This window comes from Endozoicomonas sp. (assembly GCF_051008435.1).
GTDB lineage: Bacteria > Pseudomonadota > Gammaproteobacteria > Pseudomonadales > Endozoicomonadaceae > Endozoicomonas_A.
Window position 1 is genome coordinate 1 of the sequence record NZ_JBPCXO010000365.1, and the last position, 14,087, is coordinate 14,087.

Annotated in this window: 13 protein-coding genes; 4 read left to right on the top strand and 9 right to left on the bottom strand. The window is 48.3% G+C overall.

Annotated elements, in window-relative coordinates; translation table 11 throughout:
• Positions 1-413: 413 nt before the first annotated feature.
• Entirely contained in the window at positions 414-1,340 is a 927-nt protein-coding gene (locus ACR2PX_RS18255) for a DMT family transporter (RefSeq protein WP_434000792.1), read from the bottom strand.
• A 135-nt stretch (positions 1,341-1,475) separates the two neighbouring features.
• On the opposite strand from ACR2PX_RS18255, the gene ACR2PX_RS18260 reads away from it, so the two are divergent.
• Positions 1,476-2,369 carry a LysR family transcriptional regulator gene (locus tag ACR2PX_RS18260; RefSeq protein WP_434000793.1) on the top strand — a complete coding sequence of 298 codons (894 nt, stop codon included), beginning with the start codon at positions 1,476-1,478 and terminating at the stop codon, positions 2,367-2,369.
• Positions 2,370-2,448: 79 nt separating this feature from the next.
• Here ACR2PX_RS18260 and ACR2PX_RS18265 read toward each other — a convergent pair whose 3' ends face one another.
• The 4 genes from ACR2PX_RS18265 to ACR2PX_RS18280 all read right to left on the bottom strand — a co-directional run bounded on the left by ACR2PX_RS18265 (position 2,449) and on the right by ACR2PX_RS18280 (position 5,298).
• On the bottom strand, positions 2,449-2,652 hold the full coding sequence (locus tag ACR2PX_RS18265; protein ID WP_434000794.1) for a hypothetical protein: 204 nt from the start codon (positions 2,650-2,652) through the stop codon (positions 2,449-2,451).
• Between the two features lie 122 nt (positions 2,653-2,774).
• Complete coding sequence (djlA, locus tag ACR2PX_RS18270; RefSeq protein WP_434000795.1) at positions 2,775-3,593, bottom strand: co-chaperone DjlA; 819 nt, start codon at positions 3,591-3,593, stop codon at positions 2,775-2,777.
• Positions 3,590-4,255, bottom strand: coding sequence for an N-acetylmuramate alpha-1-phosphate uridylyltransferase MurU (murU, locus tag ACR2PX_RS18275; protein WP_434000804.1), 666 nt, complete (start codon positions 4,253-4,255; stop codon positions 3,590-3,592). The genes djlA and murU overlap by 4 nt, the downstream gene beginning before the upstream one ends.
• A 5-nt stretch (positions 4,256-4,260) precedes the next feature.
• On the bottom strand, positions 4,261-5,298 hold the full coding sequence (locus tag ACR2PX_RS18280) for an aminoglycoside phosphotransferase family protein (RefSeq protein WP_434000796.1): 1,038 nt from the start codon (positions 5,296-5,298) through the stop codon (positions 4,261-4,263).
• A gap of 915 nt (positions 5,299-6,213) precedes the next feature.
• On the opposite strand from ACR2PX_RS18280, the gene ACR2PX_RS18285 reads away from it, so the two are divergent.
• From ACR2PX_RS18285 to pdxA, 3 genes are all read left to right on the top strand, one after another.
• Positions 6,214-9,057, top strand: coding sequence for an LPS-assembly protein LptD (locus ACR2PX_RS18285; RefSeq protein WP_434000797.1), 2,844 nt, complete (start codon positions 6,214-6,216; stop codon positions 9,055-9,057).
• A complete protein-coding gene (locus tag ACR2PX_RS18290; RefSeq protein WP_434000798.1) occupies positions 9,057-10,349 on the top strand; it encodes a peptidylprolyl isomerase in 1,293 nt (430 codons plus the stop codon). The genes ACR2PX_RS18285 and ACR2PX_RS18290 overlap by 1 nt, the downstream gene beginning before the upstream one ends.
• A gap of 130 nt (positions 10,350-10,479) precedes the next feature.
• The gene (gene pdxA, locus ACR2PX_RS18295; protein ID WP_434000799.1) at positions 10,480-11,460 is read left to right on the top strand and encodes a 4-hydroxythreonine-4-phosphate dehydrogenase PdxA; all 981 of its coding nucleotides are present in this window, start codon (positions 10,480-10,482) and stop codon (positions 11,458-11,460) included.
• Positions 11,461-11,841: 381 nt separating this feature from the next.
• Here the strand turns inward: pdxA and ACR2PX_RS18300 are convergent, their stop codons facing one another.
• The 4 genes from ACR2PX_RS18300 to ACR2PX_RS18315 form a co-directional block, all read right to left on the bottom strand.
• The gene (locus ACR2PX_RS18300; RefSeq protein WP_434000800.1) at positions 11,842-12,180 is read right to left on the bottom strand and encodes a hypothetical protein; all 339 of its coding nucleotides are present in this window, start codon (positions 12,178-12,180) and stop codon (positions 11,842-11,844) included.
• Positions 12,181-12,280: 100 nt separating this feature from the next.
• Positions 12,281-12,964 (bottom strand): toxin C-terminal domain-containing protein, encoded by a 684-nt coding sequence (locus ACR2PX_RS18305; RefSeq protein WP_434000801.1) that lies wholly within the window; start codon positions 12,962-12,964, stop codon positions 12,281-12,283.
• Between the two features lie 130 nt (positions 12,965-13,094).
• The gene (locus ACR2PX_RS18310) at positions 13,095-13,559 is read right to left on the bottom strand and encodes a hypothetical protein (RefSeq protein WP_434000802.1); all 465 of its coding nucleotides are present in this window, start codon (positions 13,557-13,559) and stop codon (positions 13,095-13,097) included.
• A 2-nt stretch (positions 13,560-13,561) separates the two neighbouring features.
• Positions 13,562-14,087, bottom strand: a 526-nt coding sequence (locus ACR2PX_RS18315) for a hypothetical protein (RefSeq protein ID WP_434000803.1), incomplete at its 5' end; no start/stop codon positions are given.

The following is a 14,087-nucleotide window of genomic DNA, read 5'->3' on the forward strand; positions in this document are numbered from 1 at the left end:
AGCTTTGCAGTCTGTTCACTCTGCTGTTCGTTGCGGGTTGAGAAAACCATGGGATAAAGGATAGTCGCTGCAAGGGAAAGGTATTATTCTCTTTCTCTGTCCAGCAGTTTTTTAGGAATTACGATTACTTTCTCTGGCAAGAAACTTTCTCTGTAACAGTCTTGTCAAAACCTATTGATGATATTGGAATTTGATACAGGGCATTTTAATTTGTCCCTGTCCTCTCGGTTGAATCAAGTCAATGCTCACTACGCATTAAAGCAGGAAGGGGTTGAAGTTTATGGTATTAAGAAAGGTGAAAGGACCGAGATGATACCCGTATCGACTGTGGAGCAGCTGAATTATTTCAGCCGCTATATCTTCAAGCCCAGCAAGGGATAACCAGGCATAGAATCAGCACTTGCCTCTGAGATCTACCGCCTTTGCAATGAGTTATCCTGAGATACTGTTCTTCTTTTACCCTGGCTTGGCCAACATGTATTGATAACACCTGCAAAGATAATCAATACCAGACTCACACCGTAAAAAGGCAAAAAACGTTCTGAGAAAATCAACAGCATATAAAGCGTTGACAGCAGAGGTGTCAGGAAGACAAAAGGTGCCAGAAAAGAGGCTTCCGTCCTACGCAAAGCCCATAGCCACAGCACATCTGAGAGACCATTGACCAATACACCAGAGATAATCACAATCATCAGACTTTTGCTGTCTGGCAACGTGAATTCGGAAAACACCAGCATGGAGATAAAAGAGGCCAGGGTCGCCACCCCAAAGAACACCAGCATTAAGCTATTAGCTTCCAACTGGATTCGCTTGCTTAATACTGAAAACAGGGCAAAACAGATGGCACCAGCCATGACCCATAGCAACAGGGAGGAGTTTTTTATAGACAGAGCCTGTAGCTCGCCTTTGGTCAAGACCAGAATAATGGCAGCAAACCCCAACAACAGGGACAGTATCTTACGACCATTCAGTGTCTCTCTAAGAATGATCACGGACAGCAGGGCAACAAAAATAGGCCAGGTATACTGCACAATCAAAACTTCCATTCCCTTGCCACCGGCATAGCCTTTATAAAGCAACAGGAAATAGAGATAGGTACCCAGTAACCCCAATACGGTGCTTTGTCCCCAGTCCCTGGCCGAGTATTTCTTTAAATGCTTTAAACTACCGCTGTATACACAAAGGCCTGCCACCATAATCAGTGAGAACAGGCTGGACCAGAATAAAAACTGATGATGGTCCAGTGAAGCCTGACCCAGTTTCGATACCACCGGAATCATTGCCCATAGCGCTACACAGACTAGTGCGCATAGCGTGCCCTTAAGGCGAAGTTTATCCATTCCCTGCTCCATCATGATTCCCTACTCCCTTGTTGTTGAAATGATGATCCAGCTATTCTGGCAAGATTTAGCTATCATATAAATTGAATGATTAAGATTTCAGAAATCACAATTAATGATTTCAAAGGAGTGAGAATGGACTTCAAGCAGCTACAGACGTTTCGAACGGCAGCCAGAACGCTGAATTTCACTGAAACAGCTCGACAGCTTCATTATGTCCAGTCAGCAGTAACGGCACACATTCGATCTTTGGAAGCATTACTGGATGTCAGACTCTTTGATCGCAATGGCCGGGGGGTAGCGCTCACTTCGGCGGGCGAACAATTGTTGGAATACGCAGATCGAATCGTGGCTTTGCGAGATGAGGCAGAACAATCCATTAAAAAGAGCCAGACGATCAGCGGTCGCTTAACACTGGCAGGGTATGAAACGGTATTAACTTATCGTCTACCAGGCATTTTGAAAGCTTTCACTGAGCACTATTCGGATGTGCAAGTCAGTGTTGCTTCCCTGAATGTCAGAGAGCTGCTTTCGCAGGTTGCAAATCACCAGGTCGACCTGGCTTTTCTACTGGAGAAAGAAGCCGCTCTGGCCAACATGGAAAAGCGACTTATCGGTCTAGAAAAAGTGGTAGTAGTGGCTGATCCAAACCATGAGCTCGTTAAAAAGAAAAAGGTTTTGGCCAAGGATCTTGCAGGTCATTCTCTGCTGTTAACCGAGCCTGGCTGCAGTTATCGAAATGCCTTTGAAGCCGCCCTTAAAAAGTCAGGTGTTCTGCCTGAACAGCGCATGGAGTTCATCAGTATTGAAGCGATAAAAGCCTGTGTGAAAATGGGGATGGGGGTGGCTGCTATCAGCGAAATATCTGTCGCTGAGGAGCTAAAACGTGGAGAACTGGTCAGCCTCAATTGGCAGGATGACGATTTATCTCTGGGACTTTATATGGTCTGGATTGCCAACCGATGGGTCTCCCCGGCATTAACCGCTTTTATAGAAAGTACCGTGGAAGCCAATCTCTTTGAAAGCTGAAGACGGCTTGGAGCATGTTTTCCGATCTGGCGAGAGGCCCTGCTCCATAAGACTAGAAAGCAAGGCCCTGAACCCTGATTCAGCCCAGAACCACCTTGCGATCACGGATAGTTTTAGCCACCGGATCGTGGATCTGACTGACCATATACTTCACAGCACTTTTCAGTTTTTTGACCAGCTTGGCAGGAAAAAAGCAATAGACTTCTCCACGCTCTCTTTTCAAAGTGATCCGGGAAGTGGCTGGAACATGCCAGTACATGAAGCGTTTTCTAACCATATACATGGGTGAATCTCCTGTGGGAGGGAAAGCTTCCTTTCCATGACAACAGGCACTCCATGCTCTGCGATTGAGTGGAACATTAGTCCACTCGCTCTCGGGAAAGTTCCCCACAGGCTTCACGGCGGCTACTTGTTCTTCCGGTGTTCCCGAATCTGGTCGTAAGCTACCTGAATTTCCTGGGCTTTCTGCTTGGCCACTTCCATCATCTCTTCAGGCAGGCCTTTAGCCACTAGTTTGTCCGGGTGGTGCTGACTCATCAGTTTTCTATAAGCTCTTTTCACTTCACTGTCTGTCGCAGAAGACTCTACGCCGATGACTTCATAAGCTTTGGAAAGACTTTGACCACTGTCTGGACGTGCCCAGCCTCCCCCTTGCTGTCCACCGGCATGGTAGTAGGCTCTCTGGGCCTGAAACCGCTTGTGCAACAGCTCGAAACTGATCTGGCTGACCCCCAGCTGGTCACAGACATGCTTGAATACCGCCCGCTCAGTCTGAGTCAGGCTGCCGTCGGCATAAGCAGCCTGCAGCTGAATTTCAAGAAACAGGGGAACCAGTGTGCTTGAACCCGCTACTCGGCGAAACTCAGCCAAAGCCTCTTTAATATCCGCAGAAGGCTGTTTGCCCTGATTAAAAAGATTGATCGCGACTTTACGTTGATCCGGGGTCAGGCGCATCTCATTCATAATGGCTGATGCCATTTCAATCTCATGCTCACTGACTCGTCCGTCGGCTTTTGCCAGCCTGCCCATGACCAGAAAGGTGGCCTGGAAAAACGCACTTTGAGCCCGTTGGCGATTAAAATGCCCACGGGGCCTGCCACCCGCCTGTTGATTAGGATTAATGTAATTCCGGTTTATCCAGGCACCCAGGATGCCACCGAATAGCGCCCCAAAAGGTCCTCCAGACACAAAACCGATGAATACACCGATCAGAATTGCCGTCATATTGCCCTGCTTTGATTTAAATGCTCTTCCAGACTCTGCAATCGTTCCACTGTACCGACATCGGTCCAGAGCCCAGAATAATGTTCGCCCGTCACTTTGCCCGAGGCCATCGCGTCAATCAACAGGGGAGCCAGCTTGAATGCCCCTGATTTACAATGTGCAAAGAGTTCTGCTGATATTACGCTCAGGCCACTGAAAGTCAGCTTGTTTTGACCTTCGGGTTGCACCAATCCCTGTTCATCCAGAGAAAAATCGCCGACTTCCTTGAAACCGGGGTTATCCACCAGTACCAGATGGGCCAGCTCTGGGGGTGACTCGGGCAAAGACTGGAAAGAATAGTCGGTAAACACATCCCCATTGATCAACAGGAAGGGTTCATTACCTAATAAAGGCAGCGCTTTGAAAACACCCCCTCCGGTTTCCAGGGGTTCCGATTCCGCCGAATATTCAATATTCAGTCCCCAATGATCGCCATTTCCCAACGCCTTAACCAGCTTCTCTCCCAGCCAGGCATGGTTGATCACAATGTCCCGAAAGCCACTTTTAGAAAGTTTTTCCAGATGATGGACAATTAATGGCTTGCCACCAACTTCCACCAGAGGCTTGGGCTTTTCCAATGTTAACGGCCTGAGTCTTTTGCCTAAACCGGCGGCCAGAATCATCGCTTTCACTGTTCGGTCTCTTTCCGGGTAGCGGCAATACAATCGTCCAGAATCGGCGCTACTGACTGCTTGAGCCACTCGGCATGGGAGGCCAGCGCTTCATACCGTTCACAGACATCCACAACATAAGCAAAGGTAGCTGGAATTTCTGGCAGGTACTGAGGCTTGTTATCACGGAACCAGAGCCGGGAAAATATACCCAGACATTTGAGGTGCCTTTGCAGTCCTATCCAGTCAAACCATTTGAGGCAGGTGTCAAAGTTAACATCCTTGAGCTGGGGGTGAGTCTTGATGAACACCCTCAACCAGCTTTCGACCTTGTGTCTGGGCCAGCGGATATAGCAATCCTTCAACAGCGAAACGGCATCGTATAATACCGGCCCATGCAGCGCTCCCTGAAAATCAATCACGCCCAGATTGCCTTCGGAAAGCACCATCAGGTTTCTGGAATGAAAATCGCGATGAACGACCCCTTTGGGTTGTTGCAAGGCGGTCTCAGTCAGAAGTTCAAACAGATTGCCCAACTGTTTGTTGGAAGTAGGCTCCACGTCCAGCCCCAGCAATGCTTGCAGAAACCAGCGAGAATAGATCTCCAGCTCGGTCATTAACAGTTCACGGCTATAAGGGGGCAGAGTATCAGGCTCACACCTTTGTATTTGCAGGATAATATCCAGTGCCTTTCGATAGTACTCATCGGCACTGTTGTCATTCAGAACTTCCAGCAACAATGTGTCACCAAAATCATCCACCAGCATAAAGCCTGACTGATAATCCACAGAGTGCACACCCGGCACACAAATGCCCTGGGCCTTGAGCAAACCGGCAATAGAGACGAAAGCACGGGAATCTTCGGTTTCTGGCGGGGCGTCTACCGCCAGCAATGAGCCTTCAGGCACCTGCAGTCGGTAGTAGTTTCTGAATCCGGCATCTCCACCCACTGGGCTCATCTGGGCAGCCCAGACGGGTAATTCCTGACCCGGCGTTAAAGCCTTGTGCGCCCATTGTTTTAATTTCTGGAGGCGTTCGTGAGAAGACGGTGTCACTTGTTTTGCATATCCTGTATTGATTAAGCAGTCACCTTCAGGCTCAGTGAGTCCATTTGACTTGCCAGCCCGACTGAGACTCCTCTGGAAACGGTCTGGCTGCAAGGCTCTGAAACCGGTGACACTGGAGTGACTCTTCTGCCGTGGATGGTGAAAAAAATTCTCTTACATTCATGGCCGTCTATGCAATATTCGGACTGATCGACTGAAGGTTTAACATCTAAATGATGAAATTTATTGCACTGAAAGACAGAGTAACACAGACTAGTAACAGTGATAACTGACCCTGTTGTGTGTTCACTGTGATAGCGATCGCGCTTGGCTATAAACAGCCATGGGCTATAAACAGTCATGGGCAAAGAAAAACATTTTACGTCACACTCAAGTCTGTAAAGCGACGCAGCCAATGTTTTTCACTGTAAACGGTGAACAGGCTCTGGAACGAGAAGTCATCAGGCAAAAGGTAAAAAATTAAAAGAAGCGCCATTTTGCAGACTATTCAGAGGGGAATTCAGGTATCATCCTCCGCTGCAAAAAACCATGTAATGAAAACAACGTCCTCTATATAACACACAGCAGGACATTATTTTCATGGTAAAAAGCAGATGTTCGCTCTACGATTTTTCAGAGGTCTGTCAATATTTGGCAGACTGCTGACCTGAACCTTCATGTATTCGGAACAGCTGGCGATCATGACAACCACACACAATGCCCTAACCACTGTTGTACAGAGCGCTGTTTCAAGCAGCAGGATAAGTGACAAGGTTTTCTGTGCAGGTATCAGGCATGACAGAGCAGATTTAAACAGCCATCGACCATGGCATTTCGCTGCCTCCCACTTCGGTCTATACCGGAGGAAACAAGGAGCAAGCGATCAATCCACGGTAATAAGAACGGCCCGGGATAGTTGAGCTCATGGAGAAACACCCTCTACCTTTCAAACCAAGGACATTACCTTTAGCGATTGCCACCGTGCTGCTTGCCAGCCAACCGGCCGCCAAGGTTTATGCCGAATCCACACTGTCGCCTGATGATCAGTGGAGCTGTAAAGCCAGCTCTGATGGCTCCGGCTGGCAATGTTCAGTCGAGCCTATTAAGCCAGGTACCATGAAACGGGCCCCTCGCCCTGTGGTACCTGCTGTGACTGAAACCGCTCGTAAAAAATCCAGCAGCCAGACAGTCACTGTGGCTACCAGTAACAGCCGGGCCAACCTCAAAGAAACGCTCGACTGGTTACCCAGATCCCAACTCAGCGAAAGTAAGCAAAAAGCGCTTGATGAGGAAACACCCTGGTGTGTTGGTAACTATTCAGAACCTGCCCGCCCTGGTAAAAATTTCTCGGGCAATCCTGATGCAGCACCGATTGTTGCCGAAGCGGATGAATCCGCTTACGACCAGGATGAAGTAGCCACTTTGACTGGCAATGTTTCGGTCAGGCAGGGTAACCGCCAGCTCCAGAGCGATACGGCCCGGATGAACCGCACGACCAACTATGCAGAATTTGAAGGCAACGTGGTTTTCCGTGAGCCGGGCACTCTGCTGGTAGGTGATTATGGTGACATGCTGCTCGATACCGGGCGGGCGACCGTCAAGAATGCCAGCTATGCCATGCACGAAGCTCATGCCAGGGGTGAGTCAAAAGAAATCATCCGTAATGAGGACTCCACGCTGGTACTGGATGATGCTTCCTACACGACCTGCCGCCCCGGTGATGAAAGCTGGTTGCTGACAGGCAAGAACGTCACCCTGGACCCCAATACCGGTTTTGGTACAGCACGTGATGCAGTCATCCGAGTCGAAGGGCTGCCCATTTTCTACGCGCCGTACATGTACTTCCCAATTGATGATCGCCGTCAGTCTGGTTTTCTGTATCCGACGATTGCCTCAAACAGTGATAACGGTCTGGATTTAACCCTGCCCTATTACTGGAACATTGCACCGAACTACGATGCCACCATTACTCCTCGCATTATGTCCAAGCGAGGCTTGTTGCTGGAAAACGAATTCCGCTACATGAACGAAAGTGGTGATGGGGAAGTGGGCCTTTCCGGACTGACCAATAAGGATAAACTGAAAGACGAAAATCCTTATTATGATCAGGAACGCTGGCTGGCCAGTGTGCAATACAACCAGCGCTTTTCTGAACGCTGGACGGCCAAGCTCGATTATGCCGATGCCAGCGACAAAAACTACATCAAGGATTTTGGCACCAGCCTGAACCTGTCCAGTTCCGCCCCTCTGAATCAGATGGCAGGTACCCAGTACCTGGGAGGGAATGACTACAACAACTGGACCTTCAATCTGAATGCTCATCAGTTCAAGAACATGAGCCAGACATCTGATGACCCATACAACAAACTGCCGCAACTGGTTTTCAGTGGCAACTGGCAAGCCGGTGAAACATTACAGGTCAACTACCTGGCGGATTACACCCAGTTCAGCCGGGCGGATGACTGGCGGTTCAAACAGGAAATTGACGATCCGGCTTTTGAAGATCCAGATATCAAAAAGAGCATTTATGATGAAGGTTTCGGTATAAAGCGGGCTGAGGGTGGCCGGGCTTATGGCCAGACAGGCATCAGCTACCCAATGCAGACCGTCTGGGGCTTCCTGACACCGGAAGTCAAAGTACGCAGTGTTAATTACAGTTTGAACAATCTGGTGGAAAGCGAAGTCATTAAAGATCTTCAGGGCGCCTATGGCACTTCAGCCATTGACCCCAATGACTTTACCAAGTCTCCAAACACGACGGCTGCGTCCTTCAGCCTTGACAGTGGACTGTACTTCGAACGTTTTACCAACCTGTTCGGCACTGACTTTACCCATACTCTGGAACCCAGGGCCAAATACCTGTATGCGCCCTATGTCGAAAATCAGGAGTACAACCCGATCTTTGACACCGCCGCCATGGGCTTTACTTACGGTTCACTCTGGCTGGATAATCGCTTCAGTGGCTATGATCGCATTGGCGATGCCAACCAGCTGTCACTGGGTGTCACCACACGGCTTATTGAAGATGATGGCTTTGAGCGGATGCGCTTTGGTATCGGTCAGATTGTCTACTTTAAGGATCGCAGGGTTTATATAGCCAGCAATCTGGGTCAGGAAGGCAAGCCTCCGATTGATGTTGATGAAAACTACGACGCTATGGATGAGAGGCTCAGAAATGAACTGACCGATCCAACCTCGCCACTGGCCTCGGAATTCATCTACAATTTCAACCGTTCAATGAGCCTGAGACAGGACTTCTCCTGGAATACCAACGAGAATCGCCTGGATAACTATGGTATGTACTATCGCTGGCAGCCCGAACAGCGTAAGACTGTGAATCTGGGTTTCCGCTTCAGGGACCAGGTAGAGCGCTATGTTCAGGACAAGGATGGGCATAATGTACTGGTGGATCCCAGCGACCCTAACAAAGGCTTCCAGACCACCAATAACAATATGAAACAGACCGACCTGTCTTTTGCCTGGCCGATCCCGATGACCACCAGCTGGGTGGGTATGGGTCGCTGGCAATATGATTTGACTAACAAGAGGAACCTTGAGAGCCTTGCTGGTGTCGAATACAACAGTTGCTGTTATCAGGTTCGGTTTTTCTGGCGTTCATGGATCGAAACAGATGATAATATCGACCACCCTGATCCGAAGAACGGTGTTTTCTTCCAGTTCATATTGCGTGGACTGGGTAATATTACCGGTAGCTCCGGAACGGAATACTTGCAAGGTATCCAAGGTTACGAGATTCGCGAGAAGTAATGATGAAGGGATTGAAGAATCTATTCTTTGCCGCCTGCTGCGTCTTTGCAGTAGTCGGAGGTACGGCTAACGCCAAGCCCGTACCACTGGATCGCATTGTTGCCGTCGTCGACAAGGACGTGGTAATGGAAAGCGAACTAAATAATCGTATTGAAGCCGTCCAGCGTCAGCTGAGCAGCCGAAATATTTCTATGCCTCCTGACAATATTCTGAAGAAACAGGTGCTTGAGCAACTGATTCTGGAGAATCTGCAATTGCAGATGGGTCAGCGTGGCGGAATCCGCATTGATGACTGGACGTTGAATGACGCCATCAGCAAAATAGCCAAGCGTAATGGTATGTCTGTTGAAGCTTTCAAGAAAAATCTTGAATCTGACGGCTTGTCATACGCAGATGCCCGGGAAGAAATTCGTCGTGAGATGATTATCAACCGTGTGCGTCAACGGCAGATTGCCGAGCGCATTCAGATCAGCGAGCAGGAAGTGGATAACTTTCTGAAATCGCCTGAAGGCCAGGCCAGCATGCAGATTGAATACCGTCTGGGTCATATCCTGATTGCCACACCGGACAACCCGACACCTTCTCAGGTTCGGGAAGCCGAAAAGAAAGCCAATAATATTTCTATTCAGCTTGATAAAGGTGCCAATTTTGCAGAGATGGCTCTCACCTACTCCAGCGGCCAGAACGCCCTGAAAGGCGGTGATCTGGGCTGGCGTTCTGCTGACCAATTGCCCTCTCTCTTTGCCGAACAGGCCCTGAAGATGAAAGACGGAGAAGTGTCGACACCGATCCGAAGCCCTGGCGGCTTTCATATCTTCAAACTGATCGACACCCGTGGCAATGAAAAGCATATGGAGCAGCAGGTCCATGTTCGTCATATCCTGATCAAGCCCAACGAGATTCGCAGTGATCTTGAAGCGCAAATGTTAGCCAAGAGCCTGTACGACCGCATTGAGTCCGGTCAGGACTTTGGTGAGCTGGCCAAGGCTTATTCTGACGACACTGGCTCTGCGTTGAATGGCGGTGATCTGAACTGGGTTTCTCCGAAATCACTGGTTCCGGAATTCCAGAAAGCCATGAAAGATACGCCCCAGAAAGTGATCAGCGAGCCTTTCAAGAGCTCCTATGGCTGGCACGTTCTGCAGGTACTGGGCACACGTAACTCAGACATCAGCAACCAGGTTCGCAGGAACAAGGTTCGTGAAGTACTGGGTAACCGCAAGTTTGAAGAAGAGCTTCAAGTGTGGTTGCGTGAAATCAGAGATCAGAGCTACGTAGAAGTACGCCTCTAAACCTGATCTTTTAAGCCAGAAAACAGCAACGCCCCGGTTTACCCGGGGCGTTGCTGTTTTCTGGCTGTTTGTAGACTCTATTTTCCTGCCAACCGTTTTTAGTGGAACCTTTTTCACTTATGGCTGATATATGACCACACACTCACTGCCCAGGCTGATCATTACTTCTGGCGAACCTGCCGGTATTGGACCCGATCTCTGCCTCATGCTGGCTAACCAGCCACTTCCTGCACAAATAGTCGTTGCCGCTGACCCAGAACTTCTGGCAGAACGAGCACGCACACTGGGCGTGGAGGTGACACTGACATTATTCAACCCTGATGAGCAACAAGTTGCAAAGGCTGGCACGCTTCTGGTTGCCCCCATCACGCTGTCTGAACCCTGCTCTGCGGGACAACTCAATAAAGCCAACAGCCCCTATGTGCTGGAGATGTTGAGCTATGCAGTTGAAGGTTGTCAAAATGGTCTGTTCGATGCCATGGTAACAGCACCTGTCAGCAAGGAAGTCATCAATAACGCTGGCATTCCTTTTAGCGGCCACACAGAGTTTCTGGCAGAAAAAACCGATACACAAAAAGTCGTTATGATGCTGGCGACTGAAGGCCTGAGAGTTGCACTGGCCACGACACACCTGCCGCTGAAAGATGTCTCTTCTGCCATTACCCAGTCATCTCTGGAAGAAGTCATCCAAATCCTTCACAAAGAGCTGGCTACAAAATTTGCCATTCAACACCCCAGAATCCTGGTATGTGGACTAAACCCTCACGCTGGTGAAGGCGGACACCTTGGCATGGAAGAAATAGAGACCATCATTCCAGTACTCGATAAGTTGAATAGCCTGGGGATGAATCTGGTTGGCCCCTTGCCTGCCGACACACTCTTTAACCCCAAATACCTTGAGAAGGCTGATGCCGTTCTTGCCATGTATCACGATCAGGGCTTACCGGTTCTCAAGTACAAGGGTTTTGGTAATGCCGTCAATATCACTCTGGGACTCCCCATCATTCGCACCTCTGTCGATCATGGCACGGCTTTGGATCTGGCAGGCACTGGAAAAGTAGACTCGGGTAGCCTGTTTACTGCTATTCGTTATGCACTTGATTTGATTTAAGGTCGGCGGTGACGAAACCAACGCCTTCTATTCCCGCCAGAATTATATGAGCAACCGCTGTTGCCCGGCTGGCCCGGATGCTGTCTTTCCAGCCATCTGCGTTGCTGTAGGTGAACAAACCGGTGGCCTGGAGTTCCCAGAGCTCCTGGCCGAAGTTTGAACCGGCTGCCTGCCAGTCGTGCAGTTTTTGGTGATAATCATCTGAGGGATGCAGACTGTCCGCACAGTGGGTCAGAAAACAGGCGGCGGCTTACAGCAAACTCATTTTTCAAGAACCCATCTGCGTTTTGAAATAAGCCTACCTGAAGGCCTCTTTATCCAGATACGAATCATAACAACTGGAACGAAATCAGACTTATTAATATATTTACCAAATCTCCATCATTGGCCTTCCAGATCATATAGATTCAATGGATTCACAAGTTCAAGAATCATAACTATTGTGTTACTAAAGGACTCATAATAATCGTCGTTGTCCTGTACAGAGTAATCTTTGGCTTCAGCGCGCTCATTCAGTTTGGCGACTTTCGCAAGATACTTAGTCTCAAAAGCTTTCTCAGAAAGTAAGCTTGAATCCTCAAGCATTTGTTGTAGTGCATCTCGCTCTCCCAAATCGGAACTATCGCCATCGAATGGAAGAACATCATTCTTTAAAAGGAATGACAACTTCCTTTCAATTATTTGACTCAGTGTTAATTTGCCTACTGGTGATATATTCATAGCCAGAACAACTCCCGATTGAATATAATATGATGAGTAGCACTGCACGATTTTTCCTTAAACATTTCCATCAGTTTAACCAGATTCATATTAACACCTTCTATTCTGCAATCTTATTTAAGTTTGCATCCAAAGTACCATACCTGGTCTTCTTGCTGCCAAGTTCTTCAATGGATTTAGCCATTTTCCATACGCCTCCGTTATGCGCCCCATTACCATCTCCGCTACCCACATCTCTCGTAATGTAGTTTTTCTTCTTTTTGTTGTAGTAAACTGCTTGGCCATGCACTTTATACTGAGTTTTTTCATAGCCAAGCTTTTTTGCTGCCGCAGTTGCTTCTTTTGTTGTTTTATAGAAAATTTCACCTTTGGTGGCCATAGCCATTCCGACACCCACCACCCCCAACTTGGCAACACCGCCACCCGCCACCTCCAGCCCAATATCAGACAGTGGCGCAAAACTCTCCAGTAGGCTTTCATCTCCGGGATGGGTGTCGGGATGAAACGAGTCCATGACCCGTTGCCCTTCGCCGGTTTTGCCTTGTAGCTGGTTAATACCCCTATCCAGGGTTTCACCTGAAACATAAGTGCCTGCTGTCCAAAGGGCTGCAGCCAGGGGCATATTTCCCGCTTTTATGGCCATCAGGTCGGCGGTGACGAAACCAACACCTTCTATGCCCGCCAGGATAATATGGGCAACCGCTGTCGCCCGGCTGGCCCGGATGCTGTCTTTCCAGCCATCGGCGTTGCTGTAGGTGAACAAACCGGTGGCCTGCAGTTCCAAGATCTCCTGGCCGAAGTTTGAACCGGCTGCCTGCCAGTCGTGCAGTTTTTGGTGATAATCATCTGAGGGATGCAGACTGTCCGCACAGTGGGTCAGAAAACGGGCGGCAGCTTTACAGCGGACTTATTTTTCAAGAGCCCTTCTGCATTTTCAAATAAGCTTTCCTGAACTCCTCCTTATCCAGAGGGAAGTCTCTTTTGATTTTGATTCCTTGATAATTGAAAACTTCATAGTCTATATCAACATTTTTTACAGCCCCTTTTTCATTATAAATGGTGTACATCCACGGATCTTGGAATTCATTACCCATTTCACCAACGGTTTCAGCTTTTGTAATGACAGCAAATGCTTTGCACATATCTTCGTCACTCAAGGGTGACTCTGCTCTAAGGTCAATAAATGTATTAAACTCACCAGGGACAATATCGTAGAAAATCAGCACTTGACTGTTCTTGGGGCGATTTAAAATGTCCTCAGTATTTTCCCACGCTAAGATAAAGATTTTACCCATATCAATACCTAATACACGTGCAGTGATATTGACAATTTCATTTTCGCTGTATTCATTTTTTAACCACACATTGTAAAAATCCATGACTAATCCCCTCGATTTTCTTTAAAGATTTCAATAGCTCTTTTAAAGTCAGTTTCTGGAATTTTTTCCATCTGAACCACCTCTCTGGCTCTTCCAGTATCACCAAATTTATTCAGTATACCGTAAGCTCTAAACTCCCCCGGTGTTAAATTCATCAGTCCATCGCCACGGACAGGGAAAAATTTCTCTTTCTCGTGATGTTTGTATACTCTCCCGTTGACGTAAACTTCACTTCCATCCCTGATACTGACTCTGGCTTGCCCCTGACTGATGACTTCCATATCTGCCTTGATATCAACATAATCAAATGCAACGGTATTGAGATCCTTCTTGTGAGGGCTGTCCGTTCTTTTCATTCCTTTTCGTTTCCCCTGGTAAAGCTCTGATAGCTGGTGTTTGGGATCGGGATCAATGACCTTGTCCGGATGGAAAGGTTTTGTTTTTTCAAGAACAGGATAGACCGCTTCTCCTGCAAATTTTTTGACCTTGCCGACAAAAGGGACACTTGCCAGCTTTACCCCTGCCCCC

Excerpts from the sequence above, each read along its gene's own strand:
- ACR2PX_RS18255 (WP_434000792.1), bottom strand. The coding sequence starts at position 1,340 with ATGGATAAACTTCGCCTTAAGGGCACGCTATGCGCACTAGTCTGTGTA.
- ACR2PX_RS18260 (WP_434000793.1), top strand. The coding sequence starts at position 1,476 with ATGGACTTCAAGCAGCTACAGACGTTTCGAACGGCAGCCAGAACGCTG.
- djlA (WP_434000795.1), bottom strand. The coding sequence starts at position 3,593 with ATGACGGCAATTCTGATCGGTGTATTCATCGGTTTTGTGTCTGGAGGA.
- murU (WP_434000804.1), bottom strand. The coding sequence starts at position 4,255 with ATGATTCTGGCCGCCGGTTTAGGCAAAAGACTCAGGCCGTTAACATTG.
- ACR2PX_RS18300 (WP_434000800.1), bottom strand. The coding sequence starts at position 12,180 with ATGAATATATCACCAGTAGGCAAATTAACACTGAGTCAAATAATTGAA.
- ACR2PX_RS18310 (WP_434000802.1), bottom strand. The coding sequence starts at position 13,559 with ATGGATTTTTACAATGTGTGGTTAAAAAATGAATACAGCGAAAATGAA.
- pdxA (WP_434000799.1), top strand. The coding sequence starts at position 10,480 with ATGACCACACACTCACTGCCCAGGCTGATCATTACTTCTGGCGAACCT.
- ACR2PX_RS18265 (WP_434000794.1), bottom strand. The coding sequence starts at position 2,652 with ATGTATATGGTTAGAAAACGCTTCATGTACTGGCATGTTCCAGCCACT.
- ACR2PX_RS18290 (WP_434000798.1), top strand. The coding sequence starts at position 9,057 with ATGATGAAGGGATTGAAGAATCTATTCTTTGCCGCCTGCTGCGTCTTT.
- ACR2PX_RS18285 (WP_434000797.1), top strand. The coding sequence starts at position 6,214 with ATGGAGAAACACCCTCTACCTTTCAAACCAAGGACATTACCTTTAGCG.